The following is a 13723-nucleotide window of genomic DNA, read 5'->3' on the forward strand; positions in this document are numbered from 1 at the left end:
TAACTGTGGCGAACATGGCGAACAAGAACATTCCCGACCCCGGCTTCTCCGACGACGACGGCTCCGCCGATCCCCGGCTGAGCGCGGCCCTGGCCGCGTGGTCGAAGGACCGGGCGAACGAGCCGCAGGTGCTGGCCGCCCTCAAGGACGCCCGCCTGCTGGTCCCGGTCGTCGCCGTGCTCGGCGAGGTGGAGACCGATCCGGAGACGGGCCTCAAGCGCGAGAAGACCAGCGACATGGCCGTCCCGACCCTGCGGGCGGGCGACCGGCGGGCCCTGCCCGCCTTCACCTCGATCGCCTCGCTGGCGCTCTGGGACCCGGCGGCCCGGCCGGTGGCGGTCCCGCTGCACCAGGCCCTGGCGGCCGCCGCGCACGAGAAGGCCGACACCGTGGTCCTGGACCTGGCCGGCCCCGTCACCTACCAGCTGACCGGCCCCGCGCTGCTCGCCCTGGCCGAGGGCCGCACGGACGCGGGCCCGCTGGCCGATCCCGCCGTACGGGAGGCCGTACGGGCCGCGGTGTCCGCGGAACCGGCCGTGCTCCGTGCCCACCTGGGCCCGGGCGGCGCCGACGCCGACGGCATCCTCGCGATCGTGCTGGCCGCCGGCGAGCAGGCCCCGGCGGCGGCCCGCCGGGTGGCCGAGGCCCTGGCGGCGGACGCGACCCTGCGGGCCCGGCTGGTCCGCGGGCTGGACCTGGCGCTGCTGCCGCCGGAGGCCCCGGCCCCGCCCGGCGAGGCGCTGTTCACCCGCTGAACGACAAAAACGAGGCGGGTCTCTCCGAAACGTTCGCAGCGTTTCGGAGAGACCCGCCTCAGGGGTTTTCGTCGTGCGATCAGGCGTAAACGGGACCCGTGAACTTCTCGCCCGGCCCCTGGCCCGGCTCGTCCGGAACGATCGACGCCTCGCGGAAGGCCAGCTGCAGCGACTTCAGGCCGTCCCGCAGCGGGGCGGCGTGGAAGGAGCTGATCTCGGTGGCGCTCGCGGTGACCAGGCCCGCCAGGGCCGTGATCAGCTTGCGGGCCTCGTCGAGGTCCTTGTGCTCGGAGTCCGGCTTGTCCAGGCCCAGGTTGACCGCCGCGGCGCTCAGCAGGTGCACGGCCACCGTGGTGATCACCTCGACGGCGGGGACGTCCGCGATGTCGCGGGTCATCGCGTCGTAATCGGGGGCCTCGTCGGCGGCGGGGTCGGTGGGGAGGGTCGCGTCAGTCATGCTCCACACGATAAGCCGGTCGGGGGTCGCCCCCGACCGGAGCACCGGGTGAGCGGCTCTGGCGCGGAATGCTATATTGGGCTACGACCGGCCGGAGACCTGTGTCCCCGGCCCACAAGTGGAGGCTCCGATCTCCCACCCGACCACCCTCCGGGGCGGCGGGTCACCGGTCAGGCGGCATCCATCGTTCCGTACGGACGATGGAAAGCTGCCCGAGTCTGCGCCCCGCGGTTCGCACGCGGCGGTGCTCCGGTTGTATTGGAGCCCCTGCCTGTGCCCGGCGGGGCTTTTTTCATTCTCCCGCTGTGGTCGGTCTGACGGAAATACACGTCAGCGGCTGTCTGCCAGGCAGCCGTGTGGTGCTACCGAGGAGGATCCATCAGCACCGAGCCCCGCATCAACGACCGGATTCGCGTTCCCGAGGTACGACTCGTCGGTCCCAGCGGCGAGCAGGTCGGCATCGTGCCGCTTGCCAAGGCGCTTGAGCTCGCGCAGGAGTACGACCTCGACCTGGTCGAGGTCGCGGCGTCCGCACGCCCGCCGGTCTGCAAGCTCATGGACTACGGCAAGTTCAAGTACGAGTCGGCCATGAAGGCCCGTGAGGCGCGCAAGAACCAGGCGCACACGGTCATCAAGGAAATGAAGCTCCGGCCGAAGATCGACCCGCACGACTATGACACCAAGAAGGGTCACGTCGTTCGGTTCCTCAAGCAGGGCGACAAGGTCAAGATCACGATCATGTTCCGTGGTCGCGAGCAGTCCCGGCCGGAACTCGGCTACCGACTGCTGCAGCGTCTCGCTTCGGACGTCGAGGACCTCGGGTTCATCGAGTCGAACCCGAAGCAGGACGGCCGAAACATGATCATGGTCCTCGGTCCGCACAAGAAGAAGACCGAGGCGATGGCCGAAGCCCGCGAGGCGCAGGCCGCCCGCAAGGCGGAGCGCCAGGGTGTCGCCGCCACCGACGAGGAGGCTCCTTCCGAGGAGACCGACGCAGTCGAGGCGACGATCACCGAGGATGCCGACGTCACCGAGGCCGCCGCCGACGAGGCGAACGCCGAGGCCTGATTCCGAGGCAGCCTGTCTCGAATCACCGACACAACATGACGCTCCCGTCAGCCGGTCCCGAACCGGACCGGTGGGAGCGCCACCGACGAGGAGATAACGGCGCTATGCCGAAGAACAAGACGCACAGCGGGACCAAGAAGCGCTTCAAGATCACCGGCTCCGGCAAGGTGCTCCGCGAGCGCGCCGGCAAGCGCCACCTGCTCGAGCACAAGTCGTCCCGTGTCACCCGCCGCCTCACCGGCACCGCGGAGATGGCCCCCGGCGACGCCGCGAAGATCAAGAAGCTTCTCGGCAAGTGATGTTCTCCGCTCCCGCGCAGGGAGCGGATGAGCGTCAAGACCGGGACCCCATCGAATTCGGGCCGTGTGAAGACAACCACGGCCCCGCTACAAGGAGTTAAAAAGTGGCACGCGTCAAGCGGGCAGTAAACGCCCACAAGAAGCGCCGGGCGATCCTCGAGGCGGCCTCCGGCTACCGCGGTCAGCGTTCGCGCCTGTACCGCAAGGCCAAGGAGCAGGTCACCCACTCGCTGGTCTACAACTTCAACGACCGCAAGAAGCGCAAGGGCGACTTCCGTCAGCTGTGGATCCAGCGCATCAACGCCGCTGCCCGCCAGAACGGCATGACGTACAACCGCCTCATCCAGGGTCTGAAGGCCGCCAACATCGAGGTGGACCGCAAGATCCTCGCCGAGCTGGCCGTCAACGACGCCAACGCGTTCGCCGCGCTGGTCGAGGTCGCGCAGAAGGCCCTCCCGGCCGACGTCAACGCCCCCAAGGTTGCTGCCTAAGGGCTAGCCGGCCGCTCCGCGCGGCCGGCCCCCACGGACCCGCAGGCCTCTCGCCTGCGGGTCCGTGTGCTTTCCCCGCTTCCCCGCTTCCCCGCTTCCCCGCTTCCCCGCTTCCCCGTTTTCCCGTCGCACCGCTCCGGACCCCGAGAGAGAACCGCAGACACATGGGCACCCCCGCCGAGCTGATCTCCCCCCGATCCCCGCGGGTGGCCGCCGCCAGGCGACTGGCGCGGCGCAACTTCCGCACCAAGGAGCGCCGGTTCATCGCCGAGGGCCCCCAGGCGGTCCGCGAGGCCGTCGAGCACCGCGCGGCCGGCGGCGCGTCGACCCTGATCGAGCTGTTCGCCACCGTCGAGGCCGCCGAGCGCTACTCCGAGATCATCGACGCCGCCCTGGACGCGGGCGCCCGGGTGCACTACGCCTCCGACGAGGTGCTGGCGGAGGTCTCGCAGACCGTCACCCCGCAGGGGCTCGTCGGCGTCTGCCACTTCCTGGACTCGCCCTTCGAGGACATCCTGGCCGCCGGGCCCAAGCTGGTCGCCGTCCTCGCGCACGTCCGCGACCCCGGCAACGCCGGTACGGTGCTGCGCTGCGCGGACGCCGCGGGCGCGGACGCGGTCGTGCTGACCGACGCCTCGGTGGACCTCTACAACCCCAAGTCCGTACGGGCCTCCGTGGGCTCCCTGTTCCACCTCCCGGTCGCGGTCGGCGTCCCGGTGGAGCAGGCCGTCGAGGGGCTGCGGGCGGCGGGCGTACGGATCCTGGCGGCCGACGGGGCCGGCGAGGACGACCTCGACGCCGAGCTGGACGCGGGCACCATGGGCGGCCCCTCGGCGTGGGTCTTCGGCAACGAGGCCTGGGGCCTGCCGGAGGAGACGCGGGCGCTGGCGGACGCCGTCGTACGGGTCCCCATCCACGGCAAGGCGGAGAGCCTGAACCTGGCGACGGCCGCCGCGGTGTGCCTCTACGCGTCCGCGCGTGCACAGCGGGCGCCCGGAGGGTGCCGCTCCGTGACCCCCAGCTAGTAATGTGGCGGCCCGGGGGGCCCACTGCGCTACTCGGAGATGTGGGGTACGGGGACATGACCGTCGGTACGAACAGCTCACCGGGGACCGCGGAGGCCGCGCACGCGGCCGAGGCGCGGTTCCGGGGCGCCCCCGAACCCCCGGCCCCCGTCGCAGGGCTGCGCGGCGTACCGCCACAGGCGGCTCCGCCCGCCGCGGGCGCCGACCGCGCACCGACGCAGCCCGCCCCGGCCGGCGACCGCGCCCCGGCACCGCCCGCCTGCGGCGAAGGCTTCGGCTTCGGGGTGGACCCCGACGAGCTGCCCGACGGGCTCGTCGTCGCCGACGACACCGGGACGGTGATCTGTTTCAACGCCGCCGCCGCACGGATCACCGCACTCACCGCCGGCCAGGCGCTCGGCACCCGGATCGACAGCGCACTGCCGCTGGAGGACCTGGAGGGCCGCCGCTGGTGGGCGCTGACCGACCCGTACGGCGGTCTGGCCACGCGCCGCGGGCAGCCCGAGCGGAACCTGCTGCTGCCCGGCGGGCGCGAGGTGCTCGTCTCCGCCAGCTACGTCCGTACCCACCCCACCGGCCCGCTGAGGCGGCTCGTCGTCACGCTCCGCGGGACCGAGGCCCGCCGCCGCACCGAGCGCAGCCACGCCGAGCTGATCGCCACCGTGGCGCACGAGCTGCGCTCCCCGCTCACCTCCGTCAAGGGGTTCACCGCGACCCTGCTCGCCAAGTGGGAGCGGTTCACCGACGACCAGAAGCGGCTGATGCTGGAGACCGTCGACGCCGACGCCAACCGCGTCACCCGCCTCATCGCCGAGCTCCTCGACATCTCCCGCATCGACTCCGGCCGCCTGGAGGTGCGCCGCCAGCCCGTCGACCTCGCCACCGCCGTCGGCCGCCACGTCCAGGCGCTCACCGCGAACGGCCAGGCCCCCGAGCGGTTCCTCGTACGAGTGAGCCGCGCGCTCCCCGACTGCTGGGCCGACCCGGACAAGATCGACCAGATCCTCGGCAACCTCCTCGAAAATGCGGTGCGCCATGGAGACGGAACGGTCACCATCGACGTATCGCCGCATGAGAAGGGAACCGCCGTCACCGTGTCCGACGAAGGCCCCGGGATCCCCGAGGAGTCGATGGGCCGCGTCTTCACCCGCTTCTGGCGGGGGAGCAAGCGCGGCGGCACCGGCCTGGGCCTGTACATCGTCAAGGGCATCGTGGAGGCCCACGGCGGCACCATCACGGTCGGCCGCGGCCCCGGGGGCGGCGCCGAGTTCCGATTTATCCTGCCCGTGAGCGCCCCGGCCTACCTCACGCAGTAGCACTGCGGAGCGTCTCGCCAGGCGGCCCACGGGCTCCTTCACCCCCGGCGACCTTTAGACTCGTCCTTTGGCACCTTTGTGTCTCTGTGTCGATCGGTCTGATCGTGCCGTACGGGGACCACCAGCCAGCCATCGGAAGTACGGGAAGAGATGTCGGCACCGAACAAGTCGTACGACCCTGTCGAGGTCGAGGCACTGAAACCGGAAGAGATCGAGCGCATGCGGGACGAGGCGCTCGCCGCCTTCGCGTCCGCCGGCGACCTCGACGCGCTGCGTGAGGCGAAGACCGCGCACATGGGCGACCGCTCGCCCCTGGCGCTCGCCAACCGCGAGATCGGCGCGCTGCCCCCGCAGGCCAAGGCCGAGGCGGGCAAGCGCGTGGGCCAGGCCCGCGGCGCCGTGAACAAGGCCTTCGGGGCCCGCACGGTCGAGCTCGAGGCGGAGCGCGACGAGCGGGTGCTGGTCGAGGAGGCGGTGGACGTCACGCTGCCCTACGACCGCACCCCCGCCGGCGCCCGGCACCCGCTGACCACGCTGATGGACCGCATCGCGGACATCTTCGTGGCCATGGGCTACGAGGTCGCCGAGGGCCCCGAGGTCGAGGCGGAGTGGTTCAACTTCGACGCCCTCAACTTCACGCCCGACCACCCGGCGCGCCAGATGCAGGACACCTTCTTCGTCCAGGGGCCCGAGGGCACCGAGGGCGACGAGTCCGGCGTCGTGCTGCGCACCCACACCTCCCCGGTGCAGGCGCGCTCGCTGCTGGAGCGCAAGCCCCCCGTCTACATCGTGTGCCCGGGCCGGGTGTACCGCACCGACGAGCTCGACGCGACGCACACCCCGGTCTTCCACCAGGTCGAGCTGCTCGCCGTGGACGAGGGCCTGACCATGGCGGACCTCAAGGGCACCATGGACCACATGGTCCAGGAGCTGTTCGGCGAGGGCACCACCACCCGCCTGCGCCCGCACTTCTTCCCCTTCACCGAGCCGTCCGCCGAGATGGACATGCAGTGCTACGTGTGCCGCGGCGCGTCGGTGGGCAACCCCGACCGCCCGTGCCGTACCTGCTCCAGCGAGGGCTGGATCGAGCTGGGCGGCTGCGGCATGGTCAACCCGAAGGTGCTCGTCGCCTGCGGTGTGGACCCGGAGAAGTACAGCGGGTTCGCCTTCGGGTTCGGCATCGAGCGGATGCTGATGTTCCGCCACAACGTTGAAGACATGCGAGACATGGTCGAGGGTGACGTCCGTTTCACCCGGCCGTTCGGGAGTGAGATCTGATGCGCGTCCCGCTTTCCTGGCTGCGGGAGTACGTCGACCTCCCCGCGGGTGAGACCGGCCGTGACGTGGCCGCCAAGCTGGTCGACGCCGGCCTCGAGGTCGAGACCGTCGAGCAGCTCGGCGGCGGGCTCAAGGGCCCGCTCGTCGTCGGCCAGGTGCTGACCATCGAGGAGCTCGAGGGCTTCCGCAAGCCGATCCGCTTCTGCACGGTCGACGTCGGCCAGGCCAACGGCACCGGCGAGCCGCAGGAGATCGTCTGCGGCGCCCGGAACTTCGCCGTCGGCGACAAGGTCGTCGTGGTCCTCCCCGGCGCCGTCCTGCCCGGCGACTTCGCGATCGCCGCGCGCAAGACGTACGGCCGCACCTCGCACGGCATGATCTGCTCCGGCGACGAGCTGGGCATGGGCGACGACGGCACGCACGGCATCATCGTGCTGCCGCACGAGCACGAGGTCGGCACCGACGCGATCGAGCTGCTCCAGCTCGTCGACGAGGTCCTCGACATCGACATCACCCCGGACCGCGGCTACTGCATGTCCATGCGCGGTGTCGCCCGCGAGGCGGCCACCGCCTACGGCCTGCCGCTGCGCGACCCGGCGCTGCTCGACGTGCCCCAGCCGAACTCGTACGGCTACCCGGTCAAGATCGACGACCCGGCCGGCTGCGACCGCTTCACCGCCCGCACGGTGACCGGCCTCGACCCCGACGCGCGCTCCCCGATCTGGCTCACCCGCCGCCTCCAGAAGGCCGGCATGCGCCCGATCTCGCTCGCCGTCGACATCACCAACTACGTGATGCTCGAACTCGGCCAGCCGCTGCACGCCTACGACCGCTCCAGCATCGACGGCACCATCGGTGTCCGCCGCGCCGAGCAGGGCGAGAAGTTCACCACCCTCGACGGCGTCAAGCGCACGCTCGACGCCGAGGACCTGGTGATCACCGACAACAGCGGCCCGATCGGGCTCGCCGGTGTCATGGGCGGCGCCAACACCGAGATCGCCGACTCCGTCACCGACCCGGAGACCGGCGCCGTCACCGGGACCACCGAGGTGGTCATCGAGGCCGCGCACTTCGACGCCGTGTCGATCTCGCGCACCGCCCGCCGCCTGAAGCTCTCCTCCGAGGCCTCCAAGCGCTTCGAGCGGGGCGTCGACCCGCAGGCCGCCGCCGCGGCCGCGCAGCGGACCGTCGACCTGCTCGTGCTCCTCGCGGGCGGCACCGCCGAGGCCGGGGTCACCGAGGTCATCGCCCCGGGCGCCCCGCGCACCATCGCCATGGCCGCGGACCACCCCGACCGGGTCGCGGGCATGGAGTACGGCCGCGAGACCGTCGTCCGCCGCCTCCAGGAGATCGGCTGCGACGTCTACGGCCAGGACGAGCTCGTCGTCACCGTCCCGTCGTGGCGGCCCGACCTCGCCGCGCCCAACGACCTCGCCGAAGAGGTCATCCGGCTGGAGGGCTACGGGAACCTCCCGTCGACCCTCCCGCAGGTGCCCTCCGGCCGCGGCCTCACCGCCCGGCAGCAGCTGCACCGCCGGGTCGGCCGCGCGCTGGCCGGCGCCGGCTACGTCGAGGCGCTGAGCTACCCGTTCATCGGCGAGCAGGTCTTCGACCAGCTCCAGCTCCCCGCCCACGACGCCGCCCGCCAGGTCGTCAAGCTGGTCAACCCGATCTCCGACGAGGAGCCGGCACTGCGCACCACGCTGCTGCCGGGTCTGCTCGGCGCGCTGCGCCGCAACGACAGCCGGGGCAGCCACGACCTCGCGCTCTTCGAGACCGGTTCGGTCTTCCGGGCCGCCGCGCAGCCGGGCGTCGCCGTACGGCTGCCCGTCGACCGGCGTCCCACGGACGAGGAGATCGCCACCCTGAACGCGGCCCTGCCCGCGCAGCCGCGGTACGCCGCGGTCGTGCTGGCCGGTGCGCGCGAGCAGGCCGGCTGGTGGGGCAAGGGCCGCCCGGCCGACTGGGCGGACGCGGTCGAGGCCGCCCGCTCGCTGGCCGTCGAGGCCGGTACCGAGCTCGTGGTGCGCCAGGGCCAGTACGGCCCCTGGCACCCGGGCCGCTGCGCCGAGCTGGTCGTCACCATCGACGGCGTCGAGCAGGTCATCGGCCACGCCGGCGAGCTGCACCCCCGCGTGGTCAAGGCGATGGGCCTGCCGGCCCGCACCAGCGCGATGGAGCTCGACCTGGACCGCCTCGCGGCGGCCGGTGGCGAGGCCCTCCAGGCGCCCCGGATCTCCTCCTTCCCGGTGGCGACCCAGGACGTCGCGCTGATCGTGGACGCGTCGGTCCCGGCGGCTTCCGTCGAGGCGGCGCTGCGCAAGGGCGCGGGCGAACTCCTCGAATCGCTGCGGCTGTTCGACGTGTTCACCGGTGAGCAGGTCGGCGAGGGCAAGAAGTCCCTGGCGTACGCGCTGCGCTTCCGCGCGGCCGACCGGACGCTGACCGCCGAGGAGTCCACGGCCGCGCGCGACGCGGCGGTGGCCCTGGCCGGCGAGCGGACCGGGGCGGTGCTCCGGGGCGCGTAGCGCACCCGAGTAAGGCCAGTTGAGGGGCGCATCCGGACCACCGGATGCGCCCCTCACTCATTCGGGTGAGAACCCCGGTGACCCGTGTCGGGGGCACGGGCCGGTCGCAACAATCGTGGGGGCCGGAGGGGAGTCCTACGGATGTTCACGCGAGGGGAGATGCCCCAGGTGCGCCGGGTGTGCGTGCTGGCCTGGGGCGGCGCCGCGGTGTCCTGGGAGCTGTCCACCCCCGGGCGGCTGGTGCCGAGCCTGGCGACGTGCGCCGCCTTCCTGATCCTGGCCACCGGCTGCGCCCTGCACATCCGGCACGGGCTGCTGGCCGAGCTGCGCCGCTCGCAGGAGATCGCGGGCGCGGCTCAGCGGGCCCTGCTGCGGCCGCTGCCGGGCCGGATCGCCGGCCTGACGCTGGCCGCGGCCCAGCTCTCCGCGAGCCGGGGTGCGGTGGTGGGCGGGGACCTGTACGAGGCCGTGCCGACGGGGTACGGGGTGCGGGTGGTCATCGGGGACGTACGGGGCCACGGGCTGCCGGCGCTGGGCGCGGCGGCGGCGGTCCTCGGAGCCTTCCGCGAAGCGGCGTACGACGAGGCGTCGCTGGGGGGTGTGCTGAGGCGGATGGAACGGGCCCTGGACCGCCATGTCCGTGACCGGGCCCGGTCCGAGCACCCTGCGTCCTGCCCCTCCGAGCCGGAGTCGCCCGCGGCGGAGGAGTTCGTGACGGTGCTGCTCCTCCAGATCGCCCCGGACGGCACCCTGCTGGCCCTGAACTGCGGCCACCCCTGGCCGTACCTGCTGAGCCCAGAGCACTGCGCTCCGCGCAGCCGGGGCTCCGCCCCAGACCCCGCGCCTCAAACGCCGGCGGGGCTGGACTTGGCCGAGCTGGGCTCGAAGGTGCCGCCTGGCGGGCTGGATTGCCGTGCAGCGGCATTTCCAGCCTCGCCGGCGTTTGAGGCGCGGGCGCGTAGCGCCGTACGGGGTGTGGGGCGGAGCCCCAGTTTCGGGAAGGGGCGGGGTGGGGGAGGCCCCGCGCAGCGGCCCACGTACGTGCAGGCGCTGGACGGCGAGACGCTGCCCCCGCTCGGGGTGGTCCCCGTGCCGACGGACGTCCAGCCGCAGCACGTCGGTGAACTGGGGCCCGGCGAGACGCTGTTCCTGCACACCGACGGCGCCGAGGAGGCCCGCGACACCGCCGGCGCGTTCTTCCCCCTGCGGAGCGTCCTCGCAGAGGCCCCGGCACCGCGAACGCCCGCGCGGCTGGTGGCGGGCGTGCACGCGGCCCTGCTCCGGCACACCGGAGGGCGGCTCGCCGACGATGTCGCCCTCCTCGTGCTCCGCGACGACCGGTCCTGACCGTCAGGCCGGCTCCGTCAGGCCGGCTCCGCCGGGGCCCGGCGACCAACCGGGCCCCGGCGGAGCCGGAACACGCCGCCCGCCTGCCGTGGAGTGTCGGGCAGACAGCAGAACGGGCGGCGCGGTGACGGGTCGTCGCACTGTACGAGGGGGAGCCGACGACCCGAGCTGCCTCTTGGCGAGGCCCTTAAGTGAAGCGCTCGCGAGGGCCCCGGCGGCAGAGTGCGTATCGCATTTATGCGCGTACACGGTTCACACCCCGTGTGAACCGCGCACCCATTAGCCTGAGACCGACGAGCCCTTGGAGCGGCCCATGCAGCCCAATGTCCTGCTCGACGCCCTCCTCGCCGAGGCGGGCATGTCACACGCCGGACTCGCCGCCTACGTGAACCAGGCGGGCCGCACCCGCGGACTCGCCCTGCGCTACGAACACACCGCCGTCGCCCGGTGGTTGAAGGGCCAGCGCCCCCGCGGCCAGGTCCCCGACCTGATCTGCGAGGTGCTCGGCGGCCGGCTGCGGCGGCCCCTGGGGCTGGACGACATCGGGCTCGGCGTGCCCGGCCTGCCGGTGTCCCCGCACGCCTCCCCGCTCAGCGGCTTCGTGGACCGGGCCGCCGCCCTGTGGCGTTCCGACGGGCAGGCCAGGCCGCAGCTGCTCATCGCGCAGGCGGTCACCGGGACGCCCGCCGTCATCCCGGTCTGGGAGTGGGAGAACCCGCCCGAGGACGCCGACGTCTCCCGGGAGGGCCCGGACCGGATCGGGCCCGAGCACATCGAGATCCTGCGGGCCGCCCGCGCCCACTACGAGCTGATGTACCGCCGGGCCGGCGGGGTGGCCACCCGGGACCGGATCGTGCGCTTCCTGGGCAGCGAGACGGCCCCCATGCTGCGCGGGAGCTACCCCGACGCGCTCGGCCGCCGGCTGCACCGGGCCACCGGGTCCCTCGTGGCGGTGGCGGGGATCTGCGCGTACGACTCGGATGCCCACGGGCTCGCCCAGCGCTACTTCCACCAGGCCCTGCGCCTGGCCAAGGCGAGCGGGGACCGCGGGCTCGGGGCGTACGTCATCGCGCTGATCGTCAACCAGTCCCTGCACCTGCGCGAGTACCGCCAGGCCGTCGCCTTCGCCGAGGCCGCGCTGCGCGCCGCCGGCCGGCACACCACCCAGGCCCTGGCCGCCGACCTGTACGCGATGCAGGCCAAGGCGTACGCCCAACTCGGCGACACCCGCGCCGCGTTGGCCTGCATCCGGCACGCCGAGGAGGCCGCCGAGCGGATTCACCCGGGCACCGAACCGGACGAGACCGGCTACGTCCAGCCCGGGCTGGTCAACGTCCAGGTCGCCGAGGCGCTGCTCAGCCTCGGGTACCTCACGGCGGCCCACGAGCAGGCGACGGCCGCGGTCGGCACCCCCGCGCACGACCGCGGCCGGGTGCACCGGCTCGCGATGCTGTGCGAGATCCAGCTGCGCCAGGGCGAGGCGGACCGGGCGGTGGCGGCCGCGGCCGAAATGGCCGAGCGGGCCAAGGGAATGGAGTCGCTGCGCTTGCGCGACCGGTTGCGGGCGGTCCGCGAACAGCTGCTGACCAGCGGTTGTTCGGGTGCGGAGGAGACCGCCCAGCTCATCGACGGGGCTTTGCGCGTTCCCCTGTGACGGCTCGAACTGCTGCCATGTTGCCACCAACCCGATCGGAAGGTGGCACAGCCGTGCAGTGGATGAACCTGAGTGAGCAGACTGTGTACAAGAACCGCTGGTTCGACGTGAATCTCGCCGACGTGGAACTCCCCGACGGCCGGCACCTGGACCACTTCGTGATCCGGCTGCGCCCGGTCGCCGTCGCCACGGCCGTCAACGAGGCCAACGAGGTGCTGCTGCTGTGGCGGCACCGCTTCATCACCGGCAGCTGGGGCTGGGAACTGCCCGCCGGGGTCGTCGAGGACGGGGAGTCCGTCGAGACGGCCGCCGCGCGGGAGATGGAGGAGGAGTCGGGCTGGCGGCCCGGGCCGCTCCACCACCTGATGACCGTGGAGCCGTCCAACGGGCTGACCGATGCCCGCCACCACCTCTACTGGGCGGACGGGGCCACCTACATCGGCCACCCCGAGGACGATTTCGAGTCCTCACGCCGCGAATGGGTCCCGCTGAAGCTCGTACCGGACATGATCGCGCGCGGGGAGATCCCGGCCGCCAACATGGCGGCCGGGCTGCTCCTGCTGCATCACCTGCGGCTCGGCTAGCGGGACACCCGCCGGCGGTCAGCCGTACGGGTAGAAGCCCGAGCCCGTCTTGCGGCCGAGGCGGCCCGCGTCGACCATCCGCTGGAGCAGCGGGGGAGCGGCGTACAGCGGCTCCTTGTACTCGGCGTACATCGAGTCGGCGATCGAGGCGATGGTGTCCAGGCCGATCAGGTCGGACAGCTTCAGCGGGCCCATCGGGTGGGCGCAGCCCAGCTCCATGCCGTTGTCGATGTCCTCGCGGCTCGCGATGCCCGACTCGAACATCCGGATCGCCGAGAGCAGGTAGGGGACCAGGAGCGCGTTGACGACGAACCCGGACCGGTCCTGGGCGCGGACCGCGTGCTTGCCCAGCACGTTCCGCACCAGGGCCTCGGCGCGCTTGACGGTCTCTTCGCCCGTGGTCAGCGCAGGGATCAGCTCGACGAGCTTCTGCACCGGGGCCGGGTTGAAGAAGTGGATGCCGATGACCTGGTCGGGCCGCGAGGTCGCGACGGCCAGCTTGACCAGCGGGATCGAGGAGGTGTTGGAGGCGAGGATCGCGTCCGGGCGGGTGATCACCTGGTCGAGGACCTGGAAGATCTCCGTCTTGACCTGCTCGTTCTCGACGACCGCCTCGATGACGAGGTCGCGGTCGGCGAACTCGCCGAGGTCGGTGGTGAAGCTGAGGCGGGCCAGGGTGGCGTCCCGCTCCTCCTCCGTGATCTTGCCGCGTTCGGCGGCCTTCGTCAGGGAGTTGTGCAGCCGGGTGCGCCCGATCTCCAGGGCCTCGCCCGTGGTCTCGGCGACCTTCACCTCAAGACCGCTGCGGGCGCACACCTCCGCGATGCCGGCGCCCATCTGGCCGCAGCCCACTACGCCGACTCGGGTGATGTCGGAAGGGAGGTCAGTCACTTCGTGCCTTTCGCTGCTCATCCGTAGGCG

The 13723-nt window shown here is 72.5% G+C and carries 13 protein-coding genes; 11 read left to right on the forward strand and 2 right to left on the reverse strand.

The features are described from left to right. The first annotated feature begins 14 nt into the window (after positions 1-14). The gene (locus tag ACFWBN_RS21520) at positions 15-755 is read left to right on the forward strand and encodes an SseB family protein (protein ID WP_385178495.1); all 741 of its coding nucleotides are present in this window, start codon (positions 15-17) and stop codon (positions 753-755) included. A gap of 79 nt (positions 756-834) precedes the next feature. On the opposite strand, the gene ACFWBN_RS21525 is transcribed toward ACFWBN_RS21520, so the two are convergent. After that, positions 835-1212 (reverse strand): DUF1844 domain-containing protein, encoded by a 378-nt coding sequence (locus tag ACFWBN_RS21525; RefSeq protein ID WP_385178496.1) that lies wholly within the window; start codon positions 1210-1212, stop codon positions 835-837. 354 nt (positions 1213-1566) lie between these two features. Between ACFWBN_RS21525 and infC the strand changes: the two genes are divergently transcribed. The 10 genes from infC (at position 1567) to ACFWBN_RS21575 (ending at position 12802) form a co-directional block, all read left to right on the forward strand. Continuing rightward, positions 1567-2280 (forward strand): translation initiation factor IF-3, encoded by a 714-nt coding sequence (gene infC / locus ACFWBN_RS21530; RefSeq protein WP_385178497.1) that lies wholly within the window; start codon positions 1567-1569, stop codon positions 2278-2280. Between the two features lie 104 nt (positions 2281-2384). After that, the gene (gene rpmI / locus ACFWBN_RS21535) at positions 2385-2579 is read left to right on the forward strand and encodes a 50S ribosomal protein L35 (protein WP_030157249.1); all 195 of its coding nucleotides are present in this window, start codon (positions 2385-2387) and stop codon (positions 2577-2579) included. Between the two features lie 104 nt (positions 2580-2683). Then, entirely contained in the window at positions 2684-3070 is a 387-nt protein-coding gene (gene rplT / locus ACFWBN_RS21540) for a 50S ribosomal protein L20 (RefSeq protein WP_030157251.1), read from the forward strand. A gap of 164 nt (positions 3071-3234) precedes the next feature. After that, entirely contained in the window at positions 3235-4095 is an 861-nt protein-coding gene (locus ACFWBN_RS21545) for a TrmH family RNA methyltransferase (RefSeq protein ID WP_385178498.1), read from the forward strand. A gap of 56 nt (positions 4096-4151) precedes the next feature. Then, positions 4152-5411: an ATP-binding protein gene (locus ACFWBN_RS21550; protein ID WP_385178499.1), complete on the forward strand. Its 1260-nt coding sequence runs from the start codon at positions 4152-4154 to the stop codon at positions 5409-5411. Between the two features lie 150 nt (positions 5412-5561). Then, positions 5562-6689: a phenylalanine--tRNA ligase subunit alpha gene (gene pheS, locus ACFWBN_RS21555; protein WP_385178500.1), complete on the forward strand. Its 1128-nt coding sequence runs from the start codon at positions 5562-5564 to the stop codon at positions 6687-6689. Continuing rightward, positions 6689-9217 carry a phenylalanine--tRNA ligase subunit beta gene (pheT, locus tag ACFWBN_RS21560; protein WP_385178501.1) on the forward strand — a complete coding sequence of 843 codons (2529 nt, stop codon included), beginning with the start codon at positions 6689-6691 and terminating at the stop codon, positions 9215-9217. The genes pheS and pheT overlap by 1 nt, the downstream gene beginning before the upstream one ends. Positions 9218-9358: 141 nt before the next feature. Beyond that, entirely contained in the window at positions 9359-10564 is a 1206-nt protein-coding gene (locus ACFWBN_RS21565) for a PP2C family protein-serine/threonine phosphatase (protein ID WP_385178502.1), read from the forward strand. Positions 10565-10877: 313 nt separating this feature from the next. Then, positions 10878-12218 (forward strand): transcriptional regulator, encoded by a 1341-nt coding sequence (locus ACFWBN_RS21570; RefSeq protein ID WP_385178503.1) that lies wholly within the window; start codon positions 10878-10880, stop codon positions 12216-12218. Between the two features lie 62 nt (positions 12219-12280). Next, a complete protein-coding gene (locus ACFWBN_RS21575) occupies positions 12281-12802 on the forward strand; it encodes an NUDIX hydrolase (RefSeq protein WP_385178570.1) in 522 nt (173 codons plus the stop codon). A gap of 18 nt (positions 12803-12820) precedes the next feature. Here the strand turns inward: ACFWBN_RS21575 and ACFWBN_RS21580 are convergent, their stop codons facing one another. Then, the gene (locus ACFWBN_RS21580) at positions 12821-13714 is read right to left on the reverse strand and encodes a 3-hydroxybutyryl-CoA dehydrogenase (RefSeq protein WP_385178504.1); all 894 of its coding nucleotides are present in this window, start codon (positions 13712-13714) and stop codon (positions 12821-12823) included. Positions 13715-13723 lie beyond the last annotated feature (9 nt).

The organism is Streptomyces sp. NPDC059989, from assembly GCF_042736975.1.
Lineage (GTDB): Bacteria > Actinomycetota > Actinomycetes > Streptomycetales > Streptomycetaceae > Streptomyces.